This is a genomic window from Mycobacterium sp. HUMS_12744610 (genome assembly GCF_041206865.1).
Classification (GTDB): domain Bacteria; phylum Actinomycetota; class Actinomycetes; order Mycobacteriales; family Mycobacteriaceae; genus Mycobacterium; species Mycobacterium servetii.
Window position 1 is genome coordinate 5,067,116 of the sequence record NZ_JBGEDP010000001.1, and the last position, 22,946, is coordinate 5,090,061.

The window sequence follows — 22,946 nt, forward strand, 5'->3', positions numbered from 1 at the left end:
CCGGCCTCAGCCGGCGCTGACCGATCCGGGTTCCACATGGCCGGGGCGGTCCCAGCGCAGCGCGCCGGGCGCCTCGGCCGGCACCACCGGGTGCTGGGGCGGGATCGGGGCCAGTCGGCGGTAGGTATCGCCCTGCAGCGGGCGCTGGTCGCTCTCCCCCTTGTTCGGCCACAGCGAGGCGGCCCGCTCGGCTTGTGCGGTGATGGACAGCGACGGGTTGACGCCCAGGTTCGCCGAGATCGCCGCGCCGTCGACCACATACAGCGTCGGGTAGCCGTACACCCGGTGGTAGGGGTCGATGACACCCCGTGCGGGACTGTCGCTGATCGCGGCACCGCCGAGGAAGTGCGCGGTCAGCGGGATGTTGAACAGCTCGCCCCAGGTGCCGCCGGCCACGCCGTCGACCTTGGCGGCGATGCGGCGCGTCACCTCGTTGCCGACCGGGTTCCAGGAGGGGTTGGGCTCGCCGTGGCCCTGCTTGCTGGTGTACCAGCGGATGCCCAGCTTGCCGCGCTTGGTGTAGGTGGTGATCGAGTTGTCCAGGTGCTGCATCACCAGGGCGATCAGCGTACGCTCGCTCCACTGGTGGACGTTGAGCATGCGCAGCATGCGGCGCGGGTCCTCGGCGGCCTGGTCCAGCAACTGCCGCCAGCGCGGCACGTCGGTGCCGCCGGGTCCGGCGCCGTCGGTCATCAGGGTCTGCAGCAAGCCCATGGCGTTGGAGCCCTTGCCGTAGCGGCAGGGCTCGACGTGGGTGTCCGGCGTCGGGTGGATCGACGACGTGATCGCCACCCCGTGGGTCAGGTCGAGGGCGGGGTCGACCTCGAGCTTGCCGGCGCCGACGATCGACTCGGAGTTGGTCCGGGTGAGCACGCCGAGCCGCTCGGACAGGCGGGGCAGCCTGCCCTTGTCCCGCATCTTGAACAGCAGATGCTGGGTGCCCCACGTCCCGGCGGCCAGGATCAGGTACGAGGCGGTGAAGGTGCTCCTGTCCCGGCGCAGCCAGCTGCCGGTGCGCACGGTGCGGACCTCCCACAGGCCGTCGGGACGCTGCTCGAAGCCCTTGACCGTCGTCATCGGATGCACCCGCGCGCCAGCCGATTCCGCGAGGCCGAGGTAGTTCTTCACCAGCGTGTTCTTGGCGCCGAACCGGCAACCGGTCATGCACGAGCCGCACTCCAGGCAGCCGGTCCGCTCCGGGCCGGCACCGCCGAAATACGGGTCCGGGAAGGTTTTTCCGGGCGCCTTGGTGCCGTCGGGACCGAAGAACACCCCGACCGGGGTGGACACGAACGTGTCGCCGCAGCCCATGTCGTCGGCCACCTCTTTGAGCACCCGGTCGGCGTCGGTGAAGGTGGGGTTCTGCACCACGCCCAGCATCCGCTGCGCCTGGTCGTAGTGCGGCATCAGCTCGTCGCGCCAGTCGGTGATGTGCGACCACTGCCGGTCGGCGAAGAACGGCTCGGGCGGCACGTAGAGGGTGTTGGCGTAGTTCAGCGAGCCGCCACCCACGCCGGCGCCGGCCAGGATCAGCACGTTGCGCAGCGGATGGATGCGCTGAATGCCGTAGCAGCCCAGCCTCGGCGCCCACAGGAATTTACGCAGGTTCCAGGACGTCTCAGCGAACTCCTCGTCGGAGAAGCGGCGCCCGGCCTCCAACACCCCCACCCGGTAGCCCTTTTCGGTCAGCCGCAGCGCGCTGACGCTGCCGCCGAAACCCGAGCCGATGATCAGGACGTCGTAATCCGGCTTCATCGCACCAGTATCGCCTAACCCGCCGGTCTACAAATAACTCGTCCCGGCGCGACCACCGGCGCAACACCGGCCGGATCTGGTGCCATGTCCCTCAACCGTGTGCTGTCGGTCGGCGTTGAGCGACATACCCGACCCCGCACCTCAGGAGCCGGCCAAACCGGACGTGCCCGAAACCGCGGTGAACAAGCCCGGACTCTGGTCCCCCGAGTTGGCCAGCCCCGAGCTGTATCCGGCCGAGTTGAAGAAGCCCGAACTCTGACCGGTGAGCCCCGAGTTCCCGGCGCCGACGTTGTCCGGGCCCGCGTTGCCGAAGCCGACGTTGTCGTTGCCGCTGTTGCCCGAGCCCAGGTTCAGGTTGCCGGAGTTGCCGCTGCCGAAGCTGCCGCTGCCCAGGTTCCAGGTGCCGAGGTTGCCGACATCCAGGTTGAACGACACCAGCTGGACAGATTCTGCAGAGCGCTCTCCCAGGACGCCAGCTGCGCGGCGGCCGCCGACGCACCGGCGTGCTAGCCCGCCATCGCGGCCACGTCCTGCGCCCACATCTGCTCGTACTCGGCCTCGGCGGCGGCTATCGCGGGAGCGTTCTGCCCGAACAGGTTTGACAGCACCAACGTCACCAGCCGCGACCTGGTCGCCGCCACCAAGCCCGGATACACCGTGGCCGCCCGCGCGGTTTCGAAGAGCGCTGCCACCGACTTGGCCTGGGCGCCAACCCCTTCCGCGCGGACCGCCGCGGCGCTCAGCCACGCGGTATACGGCGCGGCCGCGGCCGCCATCGCCGCCGAGGACAATTCATCGGCCAGGCCGTTTCAGCCCAATCCCGCAGCGAGCATCGGCCCCGATCCCCCCGCGAATATCAGCCCGAAATTGGGCTCTCCTGACGTTCATGTGGATCAGGGAGCGTGTGGTATGGCGGCGGGGATGGTGAGCGGGGCGCACGGACGGTGATCTAGGTTCGATGGCCTTAACCCCGATCGATCCTGGAGCCGTCCGTGCGCGCATCAACCCTACTCAATTCCCTGCTCGATCTGCCTGGCGTGCGCGTCGGCGCGGCCGCTGTGCACGGTGGTGAGCTGCGCGTCACGGTTAGCTTGCGCCGGCGCCGGCTTGGCTGCCCGCACTGCTCGTTTACGACCCGGCATCGCTATGACACCCGGGAGGTGGACTCGTCGTGGCGGCATCTGGACACCGCCGGGAGGATATGCCGGATCCTGTTGCGGCGCAGGCGGCTGCGCTGCCCGACACATGGTGTGCTGGCCGAAGCGGTGCCGTTCGCCCGCCCCGGCTCCCGCCACACCCGCGACTTCGAGGACCTGGTGGCCTGGCTGGTCACCAAGACCGACAAAACCACCGTCAGCACCTTCGCCAGGGTGGCCTGGCGCACCGTAGGCGCAATCTGCGAACGCCTCGCCCCCGACGTGCTCGACCCCAACCGGCTGTGCGGGCTGGTCGACATCGGCGTTGACGAGATCTCCTGGTGCAAACACCACCGGTATTTGACGCTGGTCTCCGACCACGACAGCGGCACCATCGTGTGGGGCAAACCCGGCAAGGACAGCGACACCTTGGACGCCTTCTTCGATGAACTGCCCGACGAAGGTGCGTCCATCGAAGCGGTGTCGATGGACATGGGACCCGCCTACGCCAAAGCGGTGCGCCAGCGGGTGCCGGCGGCGGTGATCTGCGTCGACCCGTTCCACGTTGTCAAGCTCGTCACCGACGCGCTCGATGCGGTGCGCCGCCAGGTGTGGCAGGCCGCCCGCACGCTGCCCGATCAGCGCATCGCTCGCACGTTCAAGGGTGCGCGCTGGGCGCTGCTGAAGAACCCCGCCGACCTCACCGACACCCAAGCCGAAACCCTGCGGGAAATGAAACGCAGCGGCGGGATCCTTTGGCGCGCCTATCAACTCAAAGAAGCGTTGCGCGAGGTCTTCGCCGGCGACCTCGACGCCGCCACCGTCGCCGAACTGCTGGATCGTTGGTGCTCGCGAGCCCAACGCAGCCGCATCCCGGAGTTCGTCAAGGCCGGGCGCACCATCCGCAAACACCGCGCCGGCATCAACGCCGCCATCGAGAGGAACCTGTCGAACGGACGCCACGAAGGGCTCAACACCAAGGTGCGTCTCCTCGTGCGCCGTGCCTACGGCTTCCACAGCGCTCAAGCTGCCCTCGCTCTCATCCTCCTGGCTTGCGGACCGGTCACCCTCGAACTCCCATACCACACCAGGGGCCACCCACATTCATGTCAATAGAGCCCGAAATTGACCTCGGGCGCAAATACCAGATAACTCATCCAACCTCCGACGCAGTCGAATACGCGATCAGTATTCCGCCCGTTATCGGCTGCGGCAGCGCAAGTTTCGACCCTCTCAGAGCCTTAACATGCCGGGTTCATCCGCTGTTCACGCGGCGTGCCGTCAAGAGCCGACGGTCAGACCGACCTTCTGGAATTCCTTGAGGTCGCAGTATCCGGCCTTGGCCATCGACCGGCGCAGGCCACCGACCAGGTTGAGGCTGCCGAACGGATCGTCGGACGGCCCGCCCAGAACGCGTTCCATCGGCGGGCGCTCGCCGGCGGCGATCTGCAGCAGCGCCCCGCGCGGCAGCGACGGGTGCGCGGCCGCCGCCGGCCAGAACCACCCATCGCCGAGCGCCTCGGCGCACTCGGCGAGCGGGGTGCCCAACACCGCCGCGTCGGCGCCGCAGGCGATCGCCTTGGCCAGCTCACCGGAGGTGTGGATGTCGCCGTCGGCCAGCACGTGCACGTACCGACCGCCGGTCTCGTCGAGGTATTCGCGGCGTGCGGCGGCGGCGTCGGCGATCGCGGTGGCCATCGGCACGCTGATCCCCAGCACCTCGTCGGTGGTCACGCCCCGGGTGGAGCCGTAGCCGACGATGACGCCGGCCGCGCCGGTGCGCATCAGGTGCAACGCGGTGCGGTGGTCCTGCACGCCGCCGGCGACCACGGGCACGTCGAGCTCGGAGATGAAGGTCTTCAGGTTCAGCGGCTCGCCGTCGCTGGCCACCCGCTCGGCCGAGACGATAGTGCCCTGGATGACCAGCAGGTCGATGCCGGCCGCGACCAGCACCGGCGTCAGCCACTGCGCGTTCTGCGGGCTGACCCGCACCGCGGTGGTGACGCCCGCCTCCCGGATGCGCGCCACCGCCGAAGCCAGCAACTCCGGGTCCAGCGGTGCCGCGTGCAGTTCCTGTAGCAGACGCACCGCCGCCGAGGGTTCGGGCTCCTTCTCGGCGGCCTCGACGAGCTGGGCGATCTTGGCCTGCACGTCGGCGTGCCGCCCGATCAGGCCTTCGCCGTTGAGGATGGCCAGCCCGCCGAGCCGGCCGAGTTCGATGGCGAACTCCGGCGACACCAGGGCATCGGTCGGGTGGGCCAGCACCGGGATCTCGAACCGGTAGGCGTCGAGCTGCCAGGCCGTCGACACGTCCTTCGACGAACGGGTGCGTCGCGACGGCACGATGCTGACTTCGCTGAGCTCATAGGTGCGGCGGGCGATGCGGCCCATCCCGATCTCGACCATGCCGGGCTCAGCGGGCATAGTAGTTCGGCGCTTCGACGGTCATCGCGACGTCGTGCGGGTGGCTTTCGCGGAGGCCGGCGGCGGTGATCCGGACGAACTGCGCCTGCTGCAGCGCCTCGATGGTGGGCGATCCGGTGTAGCCCATGGCGGCGCGCAGCCCGCCGGTCAGCTGGTGGATCACCGACGACAACGGACCGCGGAACGGCACCCGGCCCTCGATCCCCTCGGGTACCAACTTGTCCTCCGAGAGCGCGTCGTCGGCGAAGTAGCGGTCCTTGGAATAGGACCGACCCCCACCGCCGGTCCCGCCCCTGCCCTGCATGGCGCCCAGCGATCCCATGCCGCGGTAGCTCTTGAACTGCTTGCCGTTGACGAAGATCAGCTCACCGGGCGCCTCGGCGGTGCCGGCCAGCAGCGATCCCAGCATGGCCGTCGACGCGCCGGCGGCCAGGGCCTTGGCGATATCACCGGAGTACTGCAGGCCCCCGTCGGCGATCACCGGCACGCCCGAAGGACGACAGGCCGCCACAGCTTCCAAGATCGCCGTGATCTGCGGCGCGCCGACACCGGCCACCACCCGCGTCGTGCAGATCGATCCCGGACCCACCCCGACCTTCACCGCGTCGGCGCCGGCCTCGACCAGCGCGGCAGCCGCCGCGCGGGTGGCCACGTTGCCGCCGATCACCTCGACCCGATCGCCGACCTCGGCCTTGAGCTTGCCGACCATGTCGAGCACCAGCCTGTTGTGGGCGTGCGCGGTGTCGACGATCAGCACGTCGACCCCGGCGTCGACCAGCATCATCGCGCGCACCCAGGCATCGCCGCCGACTCCGACCGCGGCGCCCACCAGCAGCCGGCCGTCCCGATCCTTGGTGGCCAGCGGGTGTTGTTCGGTCTTGACGAAGTCCTTGACGGTGATCAGCCCGGTCAGCCGGCCGTGCCCGTCGACGACGGGCAGCTTCTCGATCTTGTTGCGGCGCAACAGGCCCAGTGCGGCATCGGCGCTGACGCCCTCCTGCGCCGTGATCAGCGGGGCCTTGGTCATCACCTCGGCGACCTGCTTGCTCTGGTCGACCTCGAACCGCATGTCGCGGTTGGTGATGATGCCGACCAGCGCGCCGGCGTCGTCGACCACCGGCAGGCCGGAGATCCGGAAACGAGCGCACATCGCGTCGACCTGGGCCAGCGTGTTGTCCGGGCGGCAGGTGACCGGGTCGGTGACCATGCCCGCCTCGGACCGCTTCACCGTCTCCACCTGGCCCGCCTGTTCGGCGACGGGCAGGTTGCGGTGCAGCACACCCATCCCTCCGGCGCGCGCCATCGCGATGGCCATCCGCGACTCCGTCACGGTGTCCATCGCCGAGCTGACCAGCGGCACCTTGAGCCTGATCTTCTTGGTGAGCTGGCTGGCGGTGTCCGCGGTGGCGGGCACCACGTCGGACGCCGCCGGCAGCAACAGGACGTCATCGAACGTCAGACCCAACATGGCTACCTTGTTGGGATTGTCGCCCCCGGTCGGCACCGAGTCCTCCGTCAGGCCGCCGCGCAGGTAAGGGCTCGCAACCAGGTCGGAACTGTCTTCCAGGTGGGACATGCCACGGGACATCGGTGAGGCCTCCATACGCATGCGAAGTGAGACACCCATCCTATCGGCTCGCCCCCCGCCGGTGACGATGCGCGCCGCGGACGGACCGCCGAATCGCCGCGGAGACGGCGCGCGTTTACCTGCTGGCGTTCCCGTCGGGGGCGTGCGTACCCTAGAGGGGTGCGCAACCACCTCCCCCCGGGTTTGCCGCCCGACCCGTTCGCCGACGACCCCTGTGATCCGTCGGCGGCTCTCGATGCCGTAGAGCCGGGTCAGCCGCTCGACCAGCAGGAGCGCATTGCGGTCGAGGCCGACCTGGCGGACCTGGCGGTCTACGAGGCGCTGTTGGCCCACAAGGGGATTCGCGGGCTCGTGGTGTGCTGCGACGAGTGCCAGCAAGACCATTACCACGACTGGGACATGTTGCGGGCCAACCTGCTGCAACTGCTGATCGACGGCACCGTCCGCCCGCACGAGCCGGCCTACGACCCCGAGCCGGACTCCTACGTGACTTGGGATTACTGCCGTGGGTACGCCGACGCTTCGCTCAACGAGGCGACCTCGGACGCCGACGGATACCCCCGGCTGCACTGAGTCGGCCGCACCGAGTCGCGCCCCGGCTAGGGGGCGCCGTCCGGCGCCTCCGGTGCGGGCACGGCGGTCTGGCCATGGCGGCGATGACCCCCGGGGAACGGCGTGGGCGCGGGACTCGATCCCTGTTCCGGCGGCGGAGGCATCGAGACGTCCGGCGGCTGGGACACCGGCGCCGTAACCCCGGGCCCTCCGGACGCGGGAGGCAGCGTCGCGTTCGGGTCGCGCGAGCGGACCTTCGTGTCGAGCAGGTTGACCTGGTCCATCAGGTCGTGCCGGCTGGCGTTGTCGTTCATCGACTGCACCGCGGTGCTGACCTCGGCCAGCTGCGTGTGCGCCTGGTCCCACTGGCCCTGGTTGATCATTTCCTGGACCTTGGCCAGCTCCGCCTTGGCGGACAACGTGATCTGGTCGTCGTTGACCCGGGGCTCGTCGAAGACCATCGCATGCAGGCCGTAGAGGGCGTCCCCGGGGCGCGCCTCGGCCACCAGGGCCCCGAACCCGCTGAGCGCCAGCAGCGTCGCGGCGACCGACCCGATCGCGGCCAGGCCCCGCCGGCTGCGCCGGCGTTCCGCGATCCCGGCGCGCAGCGCCTCGACGGCCTCCTCCGGCGACACCAGCGCGCTGGCCGGCGGCCACCGCAAGTTGTCGCGCCAGTCCTCCAGCAGTTGGGCCAGCGCCGCGTCGTCGGGGTCGTCGCGATCCTGCAGATCGACCGGGAGGCGTTCGGCGAGCGCGTCGAGCAGCACATCGGTACGGGCGAACTCGTCCATTCCCGGCTGGTCGCCGAGGGCACGTCCAAACTCACGCATAGTCACCTGCCGCAACGATTTCGGATTTGAGGCGCATCAGAGCACGGTGCTGGGCCACCCGCACCGCGCCCGTGGTGCTGCCGACGGCCGCGGCGGTCTCCTCCGCGGACAGGCCGACGACGACGCGGAGGATCAGGATCTCGCGCTGTTTGGCGGGCAGGATCTCCAGCAACTCGCTCATCCGGCTCACCGAGTCGGCCTCGATGGCCCGCTGCTCCGGACCCGCCTCGGCCGACCAGCGTTCGGGAACCGTTTCGGCCGGGTAGGTGAGATCGCGGCCCGCCGCGCGATGGGCGTCGGCGACCTTGTGGGCGGCGATCCCGTAGAGGAAGGCCAGAAAGGGCCGGCCCCGTTCGCGGTAGCGGGGCAGCGCCGTAATGGTGGCCAAGCACACCTCCTGAGCCACGTCATCGGCTGACAGACCACCTCGCTCGACCGTGCCGACTCGCGCCCGGCAATATCGCACCACTATCGGACGGATGGTCTCCAGCACCTCCCGTAGAGCCTTCCGGTCCCCCGCTGCGGCCTCGGCCACCGCGGCGTCGAGACGTTCCCCTTGAATTGTCATCGACGGCGGTATCTCCAACGTTACGGACCGGACACATCCCGGGGCTTACCTACGCAATGACAATAACGGGCGGAGGGCCGTTCAATCGGTATGCCAGGTTCCACCGGCGCGTCGCACCTGACCTGCGCAGATACCGCGAATTTCGGCCAAATTCCGTGCCGCAAACGTGACGCTCCCGATATCGATCAGCAAGCATGCCAGGGCCCATCGCAGTGGCGTCAGCCCCAGCCGGGCGGTCTCGTCCAGCGCGGTGTCGGCCACGGCGCGGGCCTTGTCGGTGGCACCGGCGCTGCACAGGGCGGCCGCCAGGACGACGTCGCTCTTGACCCGGTGCCGCGCCGAGGCGACCGCCATCGCCCGGGACAGTTCGACGGCCTCGCCGGCGTGGCGGACGGCGATGTCGCCGTGACCGCCGGCCATCGCCAGCTCGGCGGCCACCCACCGTCGGCGCACGGCAAGCCGGTCGGGCATCACCGGCCCCGGTTCCAGCACCTCGTCCACGCGGGCCAGCAACGCCGCCGCGGCGGCCAGGCGCCCGACGCCCAGCGCGTCGGCAGCGAGCCCGGTCAGCGCGTCGGCGCGCGCCTCGGGGTCCGCGCCCGCCAGGGCCAGGGCCCGACCGTCCCAGCCCCGCGCCACGGTGTGCCATCCCAGCTGGCGCAGGAACGATCCCTGCGTGCTGTGGGCCAGCGAGAGCAGGCGCCCCGGCGCACGGCCGCGCCGCAACTGGGCCAGATCGCGACAGGCGCTGCCGTATCGGCCCTGCCCACCGGCCGCCACCGCCCGCAGCCACAACTGCTGCGCGGTGCTCGCCGTCGGCAACGGCCAGCGGCCCGGCTCGCCGCCGAACGCGGCGGCGGCCAACTCCTCGTCGACCCCGGAAGTGTGATAAGTCTCAATCACCGGCATAGTAGTAAACAGTTCGTGCGGGTTGTGTTACCGAAATGTTAATCGCAAACGCGCCATGGCTAATTGCCCGGCGCCGCCCTCCCGGCACTGAGCTGGGACGATCTCGATTCGGCCAATTGCCTGGTAGCACCCCTTCCCGTCGGGGAATGCGGCATAGATGAACGCAGAGTAAAATCTGCTCCAACGCTTACATATTTTGCCGTCCTAAGTGGCTATTGACGGAAATTCGCGGTCCCCCCTAACGTCTACCGGTGACGGGTTGTCATCGGTGACGCCGCTTCATTTCAGTTGCACCACAGCTTTTCGGACACTTCTCGGACGCTTCTGGAACTCGACCTCAACTGGCGTGCCGTGCAGAGAGGGAACAAGCCAATGCCACAGCCTGATCAGCTACCCGGGCCCAACGCCGACATCTGGAACTGGCAACTCCAGGGCCTGTGCCGCGGCGTTGACTCGTCGATGTTCTTTCACCCCGACGGTGAGCGCGGACGCGCACGCACGCAGCGCGAGCAGCGCGCCAAGGAAATGTGCCGGCAGTGCCCGGTGATCCAGCAGTGCCGTTCCCACGCCCTCGACGTCGCTGAGCCCTATGGCGTCTGGGGTGGCCTGTCGGAGTCCGAGCGCGACCTGCTGCTCAAGGGGGACATCGGCCGCGGGCGGGGCATTCGCCGATCGGCCTGAGTTGTCCTGAGCCCGGCGGCCGCGGACTGCGGCGCGGCCCTCACCCGTTCCAGCGGGGCGGGCGCTTCTCGATGAAGGCCTGGACGCCCTCGAGCGCGCAGGGATCCATCATGTTGGCGGCCATCGTCGCGCCCGCGTCCTCGTAGGCGGACTCGATTCCGGCTTCGATCTGGCGGTAGAAGAGGGCCTTGCCCATGGCGACGGCGACGCGCGGCTTGGCGACCACCCGCGCCACCAGCGCCTCGACCACGTCGTCCAGCGCCTCGGGGGCCGCCACCTTGTTGACCAGCCCCAGCACCCGCGCCTCCTCGGCCGACACGAACTCGCCGGTGACCAGCATCTCGAAGGCGGCTTTGCGGGACAGGTTGCGCGACAGCGCCACCCCCGGTGTCGCGCAGAAGAGCCCGACGTTGATGCCGCCGACCGCGAAGCGCGCGTCGCGGCCGGCCACCGCGAGGTCGCACATCGCGACGAGCTGGCAGCCCGCGGCGGTCGCCAGACCGTGGACACGCGCGATCACCGGCACGGGCAGGCGCTGGAAGGCCAGCATCACCGCCGTGCACTGCGCGAACAGCCGCTGGTAGTACTCGAGCGACGGCTCGGAGCGCATCTCCTTCAGGTCGTGGCCGGCGCAGAAGGCCGTGCCGGAAGCCGCGAGGACGACGGCACGCACCGCTTCGTCTTCGCCGAGCGCGCCGACGGCCTCACCGAGCGCCGCGAGCATCGCCTCCGACAGCGCGTTGAACGCGTGCGGGCGGTTCAGCGTCAGCGTGACGACGCCGCGCTCGTCGCGGTGTTGCAGCAGCAGCGGTTCTTCCATCGCTTGACCTCACTCGTCGCCCCGGCGCTGCTCGGACGCTAGCACCGGTCGCCCGAGCTGACGCCAAAGTCTCACCGATAAGCGTCCCTGCGCTTGGCCATGTTGAACACCGTCACTTCGCCGACGGCATCGTCGGTGGAGTACACCACCCGGTATTGTCCGAAGCGCTCACGCCAATCACGCTGACTCCAACCAGTTTCTTCACGTTTACGGGTCGCGGATCAGGGGACAAACCCACGACGACCTGCAGCGCGGCTTCCGACTCGGCACGTGGGAGCCGCTGTGACTGTCTGAGTACGTCCGGGTGAAACGAGATCTTCATCGGGCCGCGAACGCGTCGGCGTCGACACCGAGCTCATCGAGCATCTCCGCCAGAGGCAGCGCCCGAAACGAGTGTGCCCACAGCTCGCGCATCCGAAGCGCGTCGACGACATCGGCGTGCTCGTGCAACCGCTCGTAGTCGGCCAGGCTGATGATCACCGCGACTTCGGTGCCACTGTCGGTGATGATGGCTTCTTCGCCGGTCGCGGCCACCGCCCGCACCACAGCTCCCAGGCTGCCCCGCAGGTCGCGCAGACTATGCGCACTCATGTGTACACCGAGCGGGACAGTCGCAGCGCCGAAAAGGAACACCCCCGGCCGCTCGGATCGGAGCCGACTCCGTGGGACGCAACTCAGCGGTGATGACGCCCGCCGAACTGAATACGAAAGCGCCCCCGACATCAGCCGGGGGCGCATCCGCATTGCTCGCTTTAGTGGTGGTGGTGATGCCCGTGGCCGTGGCCATGTCCGTGACCGTGGCCGTCGCCCTCCTCCTCGGCGGGCTTGTCGACAACCGCGGTCTCGGTGGTGAGCACCATCCGGGCCACCGACGCGGCGTTGAGCACCGCCGACCGGGTGACCTTGACCGGGTCGATGACGCCGTCGGCGATCAGGTCGCCGTAGCGCAGCGTGGCGGCGTTCAGGCCGTGCCCCGCGGGCAGCTCGCTGACCTTGTTGACCACGACCGCGCCGTCGAGCCCGGCGTTGTCGGCGATCCAGTACAGCGGTGCGGCCAGGGCGTCGGAGAAGACATCGACCCCCGTCGCCTGGTCGCCGGTCAGCGACGCCCGCAGGTCGTCGAGCGCCTTGCGGGCCCCGATGAGCGCCGTGCCACCGCCGGCCACGATGCCCTCCTCGACGGCCGCCTTGGCCGCCGCGACGGCGTCCTCGACGCTTTCCTTGCGCTCTTTGAGCGCCGTCTCGGTGGCGGCCCCGACCTTGAGCACGGCGACCCCGCCGGCCAGCTTGGCCAGCCGCTCCTGCAGCTTCTCGCGATCCCAGTCGGAGTCACTCGCCTCGGCCTCGGCGCGCAGCTGCTTGATGCGGGCGGCCACCGCCTCAGCGGACCCGCCGCCGTCGACGATGATGGTGTCGTCCTTGCCGACCACGACCCGGCGGGCCGAGCCCAGGACCTCGACCCCGACCTCGCGCAGCAGCAGGCCGGCGTCGGGGTTGACCACCTGGCCGCCCGTGACGATCGCCAGGTCCTCCATGAACGCCTTGCGCCGGTCGCCGAAGAACGGCGACTTGACCGCGACGGCCTTCAGCGTCTTGCGGATCGAGTTGACCACCAGCGTCGCCAGTGCCTCGCCCTCGATGTCCTCGGCGATGATGACCAACGGCTTGCCCGCTTCGGCGACCTTCTCCAGCATGGGCAGCAGGTCGGGCAGCGAGCTGATCTTCTCCTGGTGCAACAGGATCAGCGGGTCCTCGAGCACGGCCTGCTGGGCGTCGAAGTCGGTCACGAAGTACGCCGACAGGTAGCCCTTGTCGAAGCCGACACCCTCGGTGAACTCCAGCTCGGTGTTCATCGTCGAGGACTCCTCGACGCTGACGACGCCGTCGGTGCCGACCTTGTGCATCGCCTCGCCGACCAGCTCGCCGATCTGCGCGTCGCGCGAGGAAACCGTCGCCACCTGAGCGATCGCCTCCTTGCCGGACACCGGAGTCGCCGAGGCCACCAGGGCCTCGGACACCGCGTCGGCGGCCTTGCCGATGCCCGCGCCGAGCTCCATCGCGTTGACCCCGGCGGCGACCAGGCGCAGACCGCCCTTGACCAGCGCCTGGGCCAGCACCGTTGCGGTGGTCGTGCCATCACCGGCGACGTCGTTGGTCTTGGTGGCCACCGACTTCACCAGTTGGGCGCCGAGGTTTTCGAACGGGTCCTCCAGGTCGATCTCGCGCGCGACGGTGACGCCGTCGTTGGTGACCGTGGGACCGCCCCAGGACTTGGCCAGCACCACGTGCCGGCCGCGCGGCCCCAGGGTGACCCGGACCGCGTCGGCGAGCGCGTTCACGCCCGCCTCGATGGCACGACGCGCGTCCTCGTCGTACTCAATGAGCTTGCTCATCAGGCTCCTTCTCGGCTACTGACGCATGCCGCCCCGGAAATCACCCGTGCTTCACACGGGGATCGCCGGGGCGGAACGCGGGTTACTTGGATACGACAGCCAGCACGTCGCGCGCCGACAGGATCAGGTACTCCTCGCCGTTGTACTTGATCTCGGTGCCGCCGTACTTGCTGTAGATGACGGTGTCACCCTCGGACACGTCCAGCGGGATGCGCTTTTCGCCGTCTTCGTCCCAGCGGCCCGGGCCGACGGCGACGACGGTGCCTTCCTGCGGCTTCTCCTTGGCGGTATCAGGAATGACCAGACCGGACGCGGTCGTGGTCTCGGCCTCGTTGGCCTGCACGAGAATCTTGTCCTCGAGTGGCTTGATGTTCACCTTCGCCACGATGGGAGCCCTCCAGTTAGTTGGTAGCAGGCCCGGGACAATCGCCCGGACCGGGGTTGGTTGGCGGTCGGACCGCGGCGTGCCGCGAACCGACCGACTGTCAGGTGGTCTGGCATTCGGCCGTACCCTCGAACCGTCGTCGCGGGTGCCGGCGCAGGGGGACGTCCGATTGCCACCTAGCACTCTATACATGAGAGTGCTAGCACTCAAGGGCGGGCCGCTGCTTCCCCTGTCAGCGGACAAGCCGGGTTTCGCGGCCCTCCCGGTGCCGGGCGAGAACACCGCTCGGGCGGGCATCCGCGCCGCCCGCACCCGGACCCAAAACCCGAAGACGGACACCGTGAGGCGCCGCTTCGCGTGGTTCCCAGCGCTGTTACCGGGTGCTAATAGTGGAAGCATGCTCAACCGCACCGCCAACGCGAGCCGCACCGCGGGCATGGTCGCACTGATCGTCGCGGCCCTGGTCGGGTGGGCCGGACCGGCCCACGCCCAGCCGGGGGGCCGGATGTACGGGGACCCGGAGGCCGCCGCACCCTACTGGCGCTACCAGCATCAGGAAGACTGCGGCCTGATGGCCGTCGCCGACGTGGTCGGCCAGCTGACCGGCCACGAACCCAGCCAGCTCGGCATCGAGCTGCGCGGCATCTTCACCCCCAGCGAATCCCACGGCGGCGACGTCTATTTCTTCGACGGCACCTCGCCGCAGGACATGGTCATGCTGCTGGCGCACTACGGCGTCCAGTCCGAGATCACGACCGGAAACACCCTGCAGGGCCTCGAGGACTACCTCGGCAGCGGGCACAAGGTCATCGCGGCGCTCAACGCGGAAACGATCTGGAACTACCCCGCCGGTCAGGGACAGCGCACGAAACCCGACCACGCCGTCGTGGTCACCGGGGTCGACACCGCCGACGACGTCGTGCACCTCAACGACAGCGGCACCCCCGACGGCCGCGACGAGCGAATCCCGCTGGACACCTTCACGCGGGCCTGGTCGACCAGCGACGACCTCCTCATCGTCACCCAGGCGACGGGCTACGGCACCGTGCCGTGGGCGCCCCGGATCTAAGGCAACCGGCCCCGCATCACCGGAAGGCCCGGATCGCTGGCCACATCCAGCGGGGACGGCGGCGCTCCGGCGGCCACCAGGTGCGCGGCGAAGGCAGCGATCATCGCCCCGTTGTCGGTGCACAACCGGCGGCTGGGGACCCGCAGGGCCAGGCCGGCCGCCGTGCAACGCTGCGCCACCAGCTCGCGCAGCCGCGAATTCGCGGCCACTCCCCCGGCGACCAGCAGCGTCGACACGCCGGCCCGGGTCGCCGCCCGCACCGCCTTGAGCGTCAGCACGTCGGCGACGGCTTCCTGGAATCCGGCCGCGACGTCTTGGAGCGCCGCGTCCGGGGCGCTCTCCAGGTAGCGCGCCACCGCGGTCTTGAGCCCGGAGAAGCTGAACGCGTGCGGGTCGTCGCCGGGCCCGGTCATGCCGCGGGGGAAGACGACGGCTTGGGGATTCCCGGTGCGGGCCAGCTCGTCGAGCACCTTGCCGCCCGGATAGCCCAGGCCCAGCAGCCGGGCCACCTTGTCGTAGGCCTCGCCGGCGGCATCGTCGACGGTGCTGCCGAGCTCGACGATCTCGCCGAGCGAACGCACGTGCAACAGGTGCGTGTGTCCGCCCGACACCAGCAGCGCCACGCACTCGGGCAGCGGTCCGTGCTCGTAGACGTCGGCGGCCAGGTGCCCCCCGAGGTGGTTGACGGCGTAGAACGGCACGTCCCAGGCGGCCGCGTAGGCCTTGGCCGCCGACACTCCCACCATCAGGGCGCCGGCCAGGCCGGGCCCGATGGTGGTGGCCACCGCATCGGGTCTGTCCAGCCCGGCGGTCGCCAGGGCGCGGCGCATACAGGGGCCCAGCGCCTCCAGGTGGGCGCGGGAGGCGATCTCGGGCACCACGCCGCCGAAGCGCACGTGCTCGTCGACGCTGGACGCCACCTCGTCGGCCAGCAGGGTGACGGCGCCGTCGGGGTCAAGGCGTGCGATGCCGACTCCGGTTTCGTCGCACGACGTTTCGATGGCCAGGACGACGGTCATGGAACCTGCCGAGCCTCTCTGCGCATGGTGTAGGCGTCGGCGCCACTGACGCGGTAGTAGCGCCGGCGCAGGCCGACCCGCTCGAACCCCACGCTGCGGTACAGCGCGATGGCGGGCTCGTTGTCGGTGCGGACCTCGAGGTACACCACGCCGCCGGCGGCGAAGCTCAGCAGCTGGTCGAGCAGCCGCCGGCCGATGCCGCGGCCCTGGCAGGCGGGGTCCACGCCGATGGTGTGCACCTCGTACTCGAACGGCGGTGTGCGGCCCAGCCGGGAGATACCGGCGTAGCCGACCAGCGTTCCGGCGCTGCGCGCACCCACGTAGCGGTTGTGCGGGCTGGCCAGTTCGCGGTTGAACGCCGCCGCCGGCCACGGGTCGTCGCCGTCGAACAGCTGCAGTTCGAGCTCGGCGCACCGCTGCGCGTCGGCCGGGGTCAACCCGCCGATCCTCACGGGCTCGCCGCAGGCGGTCATCGGCGCTCCGCGAGTGGCTTGGCGTCGGGACGGCGCAGGTACAGCGCCACCAGGGGCGCCGGCGGCGCCGACCAGTCCCCGACGGCGGCCGCCAGGCCGGCCGGTGTCGGATGGACGGGCCCGCACCGCGGCAGGCCGAACATTCCCGCGTGCTCGGGTGAGCCGGCCACCGCGCGGGCCGCGCCGGGGTCGACGTCGACCGGGGCGTTGACGGCCGGGCCCTCGGTGCGGACCCCGTCTCGGTAACGGGCCCAATAGATTTCGCGTCGCCGGGCGTCGGTGACGACCAGGACCTCGCCGCTGGTGCGCACTCCGATGGCGTCCAGGCTGCACACGCCGTGGACCGGGATGCCCAGCGCGTGCCCGTAGGCGGCGGCGCTGGCCATGCCCACCCGCAGGCCGGTGAACGGGCCCGGACCGCAGCCCACCACGACGGCGCCGAGGTCGGCCATGCCCAGCGCGGCGTCGGCGAGCGCGGCGAGCACGTTGGGGGTGAGCCGTTCGGCGTGGGCGCGGGCGTCGACGGTCACCCGTTCGGCCAGCACGGACAGATCGTCGCGCCGCACCAGGCCCGCCGTGACCGCCGGGGTGGCCGTGTCGATGGCCAGGATGACGCTCATGAGGCCCACCGCCAGGTCGCGAGCCGCACGTCGGAGTGGCTGACCCGCTCCAGGCGGACGTCGAGGTGGCGCTCGGCGAGGCGTTCGGCGATTCCCTGGCCCCACTCCACCACGACGACCGCGTCGTCGAGGTCGGTGTCGAGATCCAGGGAGTCGAGTTCGCCCAGCAGGTCGGTGCCGGGCCGGTCCAGGAGCCGGTACATGTCGACGTGGATCATTGCCGGCGCGCCGGGCCGATGCGGGCGATGCACCCGCGCGAGCACGTACGACGGCGACGTGATCGGGCCCTCGACGTCCATGGCGGCCGCGATCCCCTTGGCCAGCACCGTTTTCCCCGCACCGAGCGGACCCGAGAGCACCACCACGTCGCCCGCGCGCAGCTGCCCGCCCAAGCGGGAGCCGAGCGCGACGGTGTCCTCGACGCGCTCGCAGGTGGCCGTGCCGCCCTCCGGCGTGTGCTCAGCCACGGCGCCCGAACCTCTCCCGGATCCGGCGGTACCGCCGGGTCATCGCGCCGGGCAGGGCCCGGTCGACCAGCCGGATCAGCCCTTCGTTGATGGCCTCCGGCTTGTCCAGCAGCGCCAGGTGACTGGCGCCGGAGACGACGACCAGCTCCGAGCGCGGCATACACGCCGCCATCTTGCGCGAGTACTCGTCCGGCGTGAGCAGGTCGTGGTCGCCGCAGGCGACCAGGGTCGGCACCCGCAGCAGCGTCCACAGCCCGGCGGTTTCGTCGTGCTGCTCCAGCGCGTCCAGGAAACCGACCAGGGTGGTGATGGGGGTGTCGTTCATCATGCGTTGCGAGAACGCGTCCAGGCTCCGGCTGACCTGCAGGTCGCTGAACGACGCGGCCCGCAGCACCGGAGCGATCAGGGACCGGGACACGTTGCGGCCGCGGTTCATCAGCTTGGGGGCGGACCTGGCGGTGAACCGGATGGCTTCCAGCGCAGGGTTTTTCAGCAGCTCACCCAACGGCGAGCGCGACAACCCTTCGGCCGCAGAGGAAATCAGCGCGGCGCCGACGATCCGGTTCCCGTATCCCTGGGGATACTGGCGGGCGTGCGACAAGACCGTCATGCCGCCCATCGAATGACCCACCAGCACGACCATCCCACGCGGTGCGGCCACCGTCAGCACGCTTTCCAGGTCCTTGCCGAGCTGGGTCAGCGTGTAGGTCTCGGGTGCGCCGTCGCCGGACCGGCCGTGGCCGCGCTGGTCGTAGAACACCATTCGCACCCGCGGCCCCAGCCGCGCGGGGAGCCGGGTGCGCTGAAAGTGGAAGGCGCCCATGCGCAGACAGAACCCGTGCACGAACACCATCGTCAGCGGGGCATCCACCGGTCCGGCCTCGCGGACGGCCAGCGGCACCCCGTCCGGGGTGGTCACCACGTAGCCGCGGTCGTCATCGATCCTGTCGAAATCCTCACCGGCGTAAGGATCTTCGGAAGCGGTGGCGCGCTGGGTGACGGAGCGGCGCGCCGAGGCGCCCACGATGGCGGCGATCGCGGTCAGACCGGCACCTCCCGCAAACCAGGCCCTCCCCCAGTGGCGCCGACGGATTCGGTCATCGCTCAACGGTTTCGGCCTCGCGGTATGTCCTGGTGATGCGTCCCCGGGGGCTGGTCACCACCTCGTAGTGGATGGTGCCGAGCAAATCGGCCCAGTCCTGTGCGGTCGGCTCGCCGCCGCCGCCCGGCCCGAACAGGATCGCCTCGTCTCCCTCGGCCACGTCGGGCCGCCCGGGGCCCAGGTCGACGACGAACTGGTCCATGCAGATCCGCCCGACGCCGGGCCGCCGCCTGCCGTTGATCAGGACCTCCAGGCGTCCGCCCAGCGTCCGGAACACCCCGTCGGCGTAGCCGATCGGCAGCAGCGCCAGGTTGGTGTCCCGGTCGGCGACCCACGTGTGGCCGTACGACACGCCCTCCCCGGCGCGGATCGACTTCACCAGGGCGACAGCGCATTTCACCGTCATCGCCGGCACCAGGCCCAGGTCGCCGAGCGCGGGGACGGGGCTGAGGCCGTACACGGCGATGCCGGGCCGGACGAGGTCGAAGGCCAGGTCGGGCCGCGACATCGTCGCCGACGAGTTCGACAGGTGGGCGACCTCGAAGCGCACCCCCTGATCGCGCGCCGCCGCGAGCAGCTCGCAGAACCGCCGGGCCTGGGCGTCGTTGACGGCACTGTCGGGCTGGTCGGCGTGCACCATGTGCGACATCAGGCCACGCACCCGCACGGCGTCCTCGGCGCCGGCGCGGCGCAGCGCGGTCAGCAGCGATGGGAATTGCGCGGGGGGTACCCCGTTGCGGTTCAGCCCGGTGTCGACCTTGACGGTCACCGTGGCCGTGCGGCCGGTGCGGTGTGCCGCGTCCAGCAACTCGTCGAGCTGGCGCAGCGAGGACACCGCGATCTGCACGTCGGCCAGCAGGGCGGGCCCGAAGTCGATGCCGGGCGGGTGCAGCCACGCCAGGATCGGGGCGGTGATCCCGTCCGCGCGCAGTTGCAGCGCCTCGTCGACGGTGGCCACGCCCAGCTCGGCGGCCCCCGCGGCCAACGCCGTGCGCGCGACCCGGGTGGCCCCGTGGCCGTAGCCGTCGGCCTTGACGACGGCCATCACCTGCCCGTGACCGGCGTGCTCGCGCAGCACCCGCACGTTGTGTGCGATGGCGCCCAGGTCCACCACGGCCTCGGCCAGGACGCCGGGCGTCAGGGATATCGGCGTAATGGACACGGTGGATATTGTCCCAGAACCGGCACAATGCCGCGAAAGTGCGGCGTGTGCCGCCACCCGGGAAATGCGTCGGCGGTCACACTTTCGGGGCGCGCAGACTAGTGCGCGAAGTGCTGATCGTCGTAGTGTCCGCCGGGCTTGATCGTGTCCAGCGACGTCAGCGCGGAGACGGCGTCGTCGTGCAGCGCCCGGGCGAGGTCGGCCGAGAGGCCCTCGCGCACCACGATGCGCAGCACCGCCACGTCGGTGGCGTTGTCGGGCATGGTGTACGCCGGCACCTGCCAGCCGTAGGTGCGCAGCTCGTGGGAGACGTCGAACTCGGTGTAGCCGCGCTCGCCGGCGAGCTTGAAGGTGACCACCGGGATCGCCGAGCCGTCCGAGATCACCTCGAAACGCTCACTGCTGCGCAGCTGCTCGGCCAGCCACCGCGCCGTGCCCGACAGCGCCTGCATCACCTTGCCGTAGCCGTCGCGGCCCAGCCGCAGGAAGTTGTAGTACTGGCCGACCACCTGGTTGCCGGGACGGGAGAAGTTCAGCGTGAACGTCGGCATGTCCCCGCCCAGGTAGTTGACCCGGAAGACGAGTTCGTCGGGCAGGTACTCCTTGCTGCGCCACACCACGAAGCCGACGCCGGGATAGGTCAGGCCGTACTTGTGGCCGCTGACGTTGATCGACGCCACGCGGGGCAGCCGGAAGTCCCATTTGAGCTCCGGATGCAGGAACGGCACCACGAATCCCCCGCTGGCGGCGTCGACGTGCACCGGGACGTCCACGCCCCCGCCGGCGGCGAGCTTGTCCAGTGCGCCGCAGATGTCGGCGACGGGCTCGAGCTCCCCGGTGTAGGTGGTGCCCAGGATCGCCACCACGCCGATGGTGTTCTCGTCGACGGCGTCGACGACCTGCTCGGGGGTGATCACGTAGCGCCCCTTCTCCATCGGCAGATAGCGGGGCTCGACGTCGAAGTAGCGGCAGAACTTCTCCCACACCACCTGGACGTTGGAACCCATCACCAGATTCGGGGTGCGCTTCTCCCAGCCCTTACCGACCTTCGCCCGCCAGCGCCACTTCATGGCCAGCCCGCCCAGCATGACCGCCTCGCTGGAGCCGACCGTGGACACCCCGCAGGCGCTGTAGGGGTCGGCGTCGTTGAGGCAGTCGGCGTGGAACAGGTCGGCCACCATGGACACGCAGCGCTGCTCGATGGCCGCGGTCGCCGGGTACTCGTCCTTGTCGATCATGTTCTTGTCGAACGTCTCGGCCATCAGCTTGTCGGCCTCGGGGTCCATCCAGGTGGTCACGAAGGTGGCCAGGTTCAGCCGCGAACTCCCGTCGAGCATCAGCTCGTCGTGGATGAAGCGGTAGGCGGCCTGCGGGTCCATCGACTCGTCGGGCAGGCGCAGCGCCGGGACCGGCGCGGTGAACAGGCGGTTGGTGTAGGCGGGGGCGATCGCGTGCGCGGGCATGGACGGGTGGTGGGGCACGGGGTTCCTTTCTATAGGGCGGCCAGGGCGGCCCGGATGTGGCCGAGGATGCGCGACGCCGACGTCGGCGCGTCTCCGGGCCCGGGATCGGCGGCCGAGGACGCCGCCGCGCGGGCGTGGACGAAGGCGGCCGCCGCGGCCGCCTCGGCCGCCGGCAGGCCCGCCGCCAGCAGCGCGCCGATCATCCCGGACAGCACGTCGCCCGAGCCCGCGGTAGCGGCCCAGGACTGCCCGGCCGGGTTGAGGTAGACGGGGCCGCCGGGGTCGGCGATGACGGTGACGTTGCCCTTGAGCAGCACCGTGGCGCCGAGCTCGTCGGCCAGCTTGCGGCAGGCGCCGACCCGGTCGTCGCCGGGCGGGCCGCCGGCCAGCCGCGCGAATTCCCCGGCGTGCGGGGTCAGCACGGTCGGCGCGTCTCGGTTGGCCACCAGCTCGGGCCGCTCCGCCAGGATGGTCAGCGCGTCGGCGTCGACGATCACGGGCAGGTCGGTCTCCAGCGCGAACATCAAGGCGCCGGCGCCGGTCGCGTCGGTGCCCAACCCGGGCCCGACGACCCAGGCCTGCACCCGCCCGGCCTCGGCCGGGGTGGGCGAGGCGATCACCTCGGGCCAGCGCGCGAGCACCTCGGCGTGCGCGCTGCCCGCGTAGCGGACCATGCCGGAGTGGGTCGCGACAGCGGCGCCGGTGCACAGCACGGCGGCGCCCGGGTAGGTCGACGAGCCGGCCATCACGCCGGTCACGCCCTGGGTGTACTTGTCGTCGTCGGGCCCGGGCACCGGCCAGCGGGCCAGCACGTCGGCGGCCTCGAATCCCAGCGCCTCGACGGCCGGGGGGCCCGGCAGGTCCAGGCCGATGTCGACGAGTTCGACGCGGCCGCAGTCGGCCAGCGCGTGCACCGGCTTGAGCCCGCCGAAGGTGACGGTCAGCGCGGCGCACACGGCGGGACCGGTGATCGCCCCGGTCATCACGTCGATCCCGCTGGGAATGTCGACGGCGACCACCGGGATGGCCTCGGCGCCCGGCCTGGCCAGGCCGGCGAACACCTCGTCCGCCGCTGGGCGCAACGGTCCGGACCCGGAGATGCCCACCACCCCGTCGATGACGAGATCGGTTGTCGGCGAAACTTTTCCGACGACACGACCGCCGGATTTCCGGAATGCCGCCAGGGCCTTGGGGTGGGCGCGGTCGGGGTTGAGCAGCACCGCGTCGGCGGCCGCGCCACGGCGGCGCACGAACGTCGCCGCCCACAGGGCGTCGCCGCCGTTGTCCCCGGAGCCGACGACCGCGCACACGCGGCGGCCGGCGACCCCACCCGTGCGGGTGACGAGTTCGCCGATGATCGCGGTGGCCAGCCCGAAGGCCGCGCGTCTCATCAGGACGCCGTCGGGCAGGCCGGCCAGCAGGGGCGCTTCGGCGTCGCGGATCGCGTCCACGGAGTAGTAATGCCGCATCGAAGCCAACATTACGTGCCGGCGCCGGCGGGGCGTGGTCAGGACTTCGTCAGGCAGTCAG

General features: G+C 70.5%; 22 protein-coding genes and 1 pseudogene. 4 read left to right on the forward strand and 19 right to left on the reverse strand.

Annotated elements, in window-relative coordinates; translation table 11 throughout:
- Positions 1-6: 6 nt before the first annotated feature.
- Both AB8998_RS24570 and AB8998_RS31710 read right to left on the reverse strand, forming a co-directional pair.
- Complete coding sequence (locus AB8998_RS24570; RefSeq protein WP_369740316.1) at positions 7-1,755, reverse strand: GMC oxidoreductase; 1,749 nt, start codon at positions 1,753-1,755, stop codon at positions 7-9.
- A gap of 219 nt (positions 1,756-1,974) precedes the next feature.
- A pseudogene (locus AB8998_RS31710) lies at positions 1,975-2,615 on the reverse strand (PPE family protein); the annotation flags it as partial.
- Positions 2,616-2,747: 132 nt separating this feature from the next.
- On the opposite strand from AB8998_RS31710, the gene AB8998_RS24585 reads away from it, so the two are divergent.
- Positions 2,748-4,007, forward strand: a complete 1,260-nt coding sequence (locus AB8998_RS24585; protein ID WP_369737678.1) for an ISL3 family transposase — start codon at positions 2,748-2,750, stop codon at positions 4,005-4,007.
- A 165-nt stretch (positions 4,008-4,172) separates the two neighbouring features.
- Here AB8998_RS24585 and AB8998_RS24590 read toward each other — a convergent pair whose 3' ends face one another.
- Positions 4,173-5,297, reverse strand: a complete 1,125-nt coding sequence (locus tag AB8998_RS24590; RefSeq protein ID WP_369741746.1) for a GuaB3 family IMP dehydrogenase-related protein — start codon at positions 5,295-5,297, stop codon at positions 4,173-4,175.
- A 7-nt stretch (positions 5,298-5,304) separates the two neighbouring features.
- Complete coding sequence (gene guaB, locus AB8998_RS24595) at positions 5,305-6,903, reverse strand: IMP dehydrogenase (protein WP_369740322.1); 1,599 nt, start codon at positions 6,901-6,903, stop codon at positions 5,305-5,307.
- Positions 6,904-7,062: 159 nt separating this feature from the next.
- Between guaB and AB8998_RS24600 the strand changes: the two genes are divergently transcribed.
- A complete protein-coding gene (locus tag AB8998_RS24600) occupies positions 7,063-7,476 on the forward strand; it encodes a DUF5319 domain-containing protein (RefSeq protein ID WP_369740324.1) in 414 nt (137 codons plus the stop codon).
- A gap of 26 nt (positions 7,477-7,502) precedes the next feature.
- Here AB8998_RS24600 and AB8998_RS24605 read toward each other — a convergent pair whose 3' ends face one another.
- From AB8998_RS24605 to AB8998_RS24615, 3 genes are all read right to left on the reverse strand, one after another.
- Positions 7,503-8,285, reverse strand: coding sequence for an anti-sigma-D factor RsdA (locus AB8998_RS24605; RefSeq protein ID WP_369740325.1), 783 nt, complete (start codon positions 8,283-8,285; stop codon positions 7,503-7,505).
- Complete coding sequence (locus AB8998_RS24610; RefSeq protein WP_369740327.1) at positions 8,278-8,853, reverse strand: sigma-70 family RNA polymerase sigma factor; 576 nt, start codon at positions 8,851-8,853, stop codon at positions 8,278-8,280. Before AB8998_RS24610 ends, AB8998_RS24605 begins: the two co-directional genes overlap by 8 nt.
- A gap of 81 nt (positions 8,854-8,934) precedes the next feature.
- Positions 8,935-9,756, reverse strand: a complete 822-nt coding sequence (locus AB8998_RS24615) for a hypothetical protein (RefSeq protein ID WP_369740329.1) — start codon at positions 9,754-9,756, stop codon at positions 8,935-8,937.
- A 378-nt stretch (positions 9,757-10,134) separates the two neighbouring features.
- Between AB8998_RS24615 and AB8998_RS24620 the strand changes: the two genes are divergently transcribed.
- On the forward strand, positions 10,135-10,443 hold the full coding sequence (locus tag AB8998_RS24620) for a WhiB family transcriptional regulator (RefSeq protein ID WP_369740331.1): 309 nt from the start codon (positions 10,135-10,137) through the stop codon (positions 10,441-10,443).
- Positions 10,444-10,483: 40 nt separating this feature from the next.
- Here the strand turns inward: AB8998_RS24620 and AB8998_RS24625 are convergent, their stop codons facing one another.
- The 4 genes from AB8998_RS24625 to groES all read right to left on the reverse strand — a co-directional run bounded on the left by AB8998_RS24625 (position 10,484) and on the right by groES (position 14,041).
- On the reverse strand, positions 10,484-11,263 hold the full coding sequence (locus tag AB8998_RS24625) for an enoyl-CoA hydratase (protein WP_369740333.1): 780 nt from the start codon (positions 11,261-11,263) through the stop codon (positions 10,484-10,486).
- Positions 11,264-11,581: 318 nt separating this feature from the next.
- The gene (locus tag AB8998_RS24630; RefSeq protein WP_369740335.1) at positions 11,582-11,854 is read right to left on the reverse strand and encodes a type II toxin-antitoxin system Phd/YefM family antitoxin; all 273 of its coding nucleotides are present in this window, start codon (positions 11,852-11,854) and stop codon (positions 11,582-11,584) included.
- 161 nt (positions 11,855-12,015) lie between these two features.
- Complete coding sequence (gene groL / locus AB8998_RS24635; RefSeq protein WP_369740337.1) at positions 12,016-13,656, reverse strand: chaperonin GroEL; 1,641 nt, start codon at positions 13,654-13,656, stop codon at positions 12,016-12,018.
- 82 nt (positions 13,657-13,738) lie between these two features.
- The gene (groES, locus tag AB8998_RS24640) at positions 13,739-14,041 is read right to left on the reverse strand and encodes a co-chaperone GroES (RefSeq protein ID WP_007167930.1); all 303 of its coding nucleotides are present in this window, start codon (positions 14,039-14,041) and stop codon (positions 13,739-13,741) included.
- 397 nt (positions 14,042-14,438) lie between these two features.
- On the opposite strand from groES, the gene AB8998_RS24645 reads away from it, so the two are divergent.
- A complete protein-coding gene (locus AB8998_RS24645; RefSeq protein WP_369740339.1) occupies positions 14,439-15,110 on the forward strand; it encodes a C39 family peptidase in 672 nt (223 codons plus the stop codon).
- On the opposite strand, the gene tsaD is transcribed toward AB8998_RS24645, so the two are convergent.
- The 8 genes from tsaD to AB8998_RS24685 all read right to left on the reverse strand — a co-directional run bounded on the left by tsaD (position 15,107) and on the right by AB8998_RS24685 (position 22,885).
- Positions 15,107-16,129, reverse strand: coding sequence for a tRNA (adenosine(37)-N6)-threonylcarbamoyltransferase complex transferase subunit TsaD (tsaD, locus tag AB8998_RS24650; RefSeq protein ID WP_369740340.1), 1,023 nt, complete (start codon positions 16,127-16,129; stop codon positions 15,107-15,109). The two genes, AB8998_RS24645 and tsaD, sit on opposite strands and share 4 nt — an antisense overlap.
- Positions 16,126-16,602: a ribosomal protein S18-alanine N-acetyltransferase gene (gene rimI, locus AB8998_RS24655; RefSeq protein ID WP_369740342.1), complete on the reverse strand. Its 477-nt coding sequence runs from the start codon at positions 16,600-16,602 to the stop codon at positions 16,126-16,128. Before rimI ends, tsaD begins: the two co-directional genes overlap by 4 nt.
- On the reverse strand, positions 16,599-17,222 hold the full coding sequence (gene tsaB, locus AB8998_RS24660; protein ID WP_369740344.1) for a tRNA (adenosine(37)-N6)-threonylcarbamoyltransferase complex dimerization subunit type 1 TsaB: 624 nt from the start codon (positions 17,220-17,222) through the stop codon (positions 16,599-16,601). Before tsaB ends, rimI begins: the two co-directional genes overlap by 4 nt.
- The gene (tsaE, locus tag AB8998_RS24665) at positions 17,219-17,689 is read right to left on the reverse strand and encodes a tRNA (adenosine(37)-N6)-threonylcarbamoyltransferase complex ATPase subunit type 1 TsaE (protein WP_369740346.1); all 471 of its coding nucleotides are present in this window, start codon (positions 17,687-17,689) and stop codon (positions 17,219-17,221) included. The genes tsaB and tsaE overlap by 4 nt, the downstream gene beginning before the upstream one ends.
- The gene (locus AB8998_RS24670; protein WP_369741747.1) at positions 17,682-18,734 is read right to left on the reverse strand and encodes an alpha/beta fold hydrolase; all 1,053 of its coding nucleotides are present in this window, start codon (positions 18,732-18,734) and stop codon (positions 17,682-17,684) included. Before AB8998_RS24670 ends, tsaE begins: the two co-directional genes overlap by 8 nt.
- A 52-nt stretch (positions 18,735-18,786) precedes the next feature.
- Positions 18,787-19,953 carry an alanine racemase gene (gene alr, locus AB8998_RS24675; RefSeq protein ID WP_369740347.1) on the reverse strand — a complete coding sequence of 389 codons (1,167 nt, stop codon included), beginning with the start codon at positions 19,951-19,953 and terminating at the stop codon, positions 18,787-18,789.
- A gap of 98 nt (positions 19,954-20,051) precedes the next feature.
- Positions 20,052-21,416 carry a glutamate decarboxylase gene (gene gad, locus AB8998_RS24680; RefSeq protein ID WP_369740349.1) on the reverse strand — a complete coding sequence of 455 codons (1,365 nt, stop codon included), beginning with the start codon at positions 21,414-21,416 and terminating at the stop codon, positions 20,052-20,054.
- Between the two features lie 29 nt (positions 21,417-21,445).
- Complete coding sequence (locus tag AB8998_RS24685) at positions 21,446-22,885, reverse strand: NAD(P)H-hydrate dehydratase (protein ID WP_369740351.1); 1,440 nt, start codon at positions 22,883-22,885, stop codon at positions 21,446-21,448.
- Between the last annotated feature and the right edge of the window lie 61 nt (positions 22,886-22,946).

What these genes read in the sequence shown, in the direction of transcription:
- AB8998_RS24570 (WP_369740316.1), bottom strand. Translation starts at nt 1,755, where the DNA reads ATGAAGCCGGATTACGACGTCCTGATCATCGGCTCGGGTTTCGGCGGC.
- AB8998_RS24590 (WP_369741746.1), bottom strand. Translation starts at nt 5,297, where the DNA reads ATGGTCGAGATCGGGATGGGCCGCATCGCCCGCCGCACCTATGAGCTC.
- guaB (WP_369740322.1), bottom strand. Translation starts at nt 6,903, where the DNA reads ATGTCCCGTGGCATGTCCCACCTGGAAGACAGTTCCGACCTGGTTGCG.
- AB8998_RS24605 (WP_369740325.1), bottom strand. Translation starts at nt 8,285, where the DNA reads ATGCGTGAGTTTGGACGTGCCCTCGGCGACCAGCCGGGAATGGACGAG.
- AB8998_RS24610 (WP_369740327.1), bottom strand. Translation starts at nt 8,853, where the DNA reads ATGACAATTCAAGGGGAACGTCTCGACGCCGCGGTGGCCGAGGCCGCA.
- AB8998_RS24620 (WP_369740331.1), top strand. Translation starts at nt 10,135, where the DNA reads ATGCCACAGCCTGATCAGCTACCCGGGCCCAACGCCGACATCTGGAAC.
- AB8998_RS24625 (WP_369740333.1), bottom strand. Translation starts at nt 11,263, where the DNA reads ATGGAAGAACCGCTGCTGCTGCAACACCGCGACGAGCGCGGCGTCGTC.
- AB8998_RS24630 (WP_369740335.1), bottom strand. Translation starts at nt 11,854, where the DNA reads ATGAGTGCGCATAGTCTGCGCGACCTGCGGGGCAGCCTGGGAGCTGTG.
- groL (WP_369740337.1), bottom strand. Translation starts at nt 13,656, where the DNA reads ATGAGCAAGCTCATTGAGTACGACGAGGACGCGCGTCGTGCCATCGAG.
- AB8998_RS24645 (WP_369740339.1), top strand. Translation starts at nt 14,439, where the DNA reads ATGCTCAACCGCACCGCCAACGCGAGCCGCACCGCGGGCATGGTCGCA.
- tsaD (WP_369740340.1), bottom strand. Translation starts at nt 16,129, where the DNA reads ATGACCGTCGTCCTGGCCATCGAAACGTCGTGCGACGAAACCGGAGTC.
- rimI (WP_369740342.1), bottom strand. Translation starts at nt 16,602, where the DNA reads ATGACCGCCTGCGGCGAGCCCGTGAGGATCGGCGGGTTGACCCCGGCC.
- tsaB (WP_369740344.1), bottom strand. Translation starts at nt 17,222, where the DNA reads ATGAGCGTCATCCTGGCCATCGACACGGCCACCCCGGCGGTCACGGCG.
- gad (WP_369740349.1), bottom strand. Translation starts at nt 21,416, where the DNA reads ATGCCCGCGCACGCGATCGCCCCCGCCTACACCAACCGCCTGTTCACC.
- AB8998_RS24685 (WP_369740351.1), bottom strand. Translation starts at nt 22,885, where the DNA reads ATGCGGCATTACTACTCCGTGGACGCGATCCGCGACGCCGAAGCGCCC.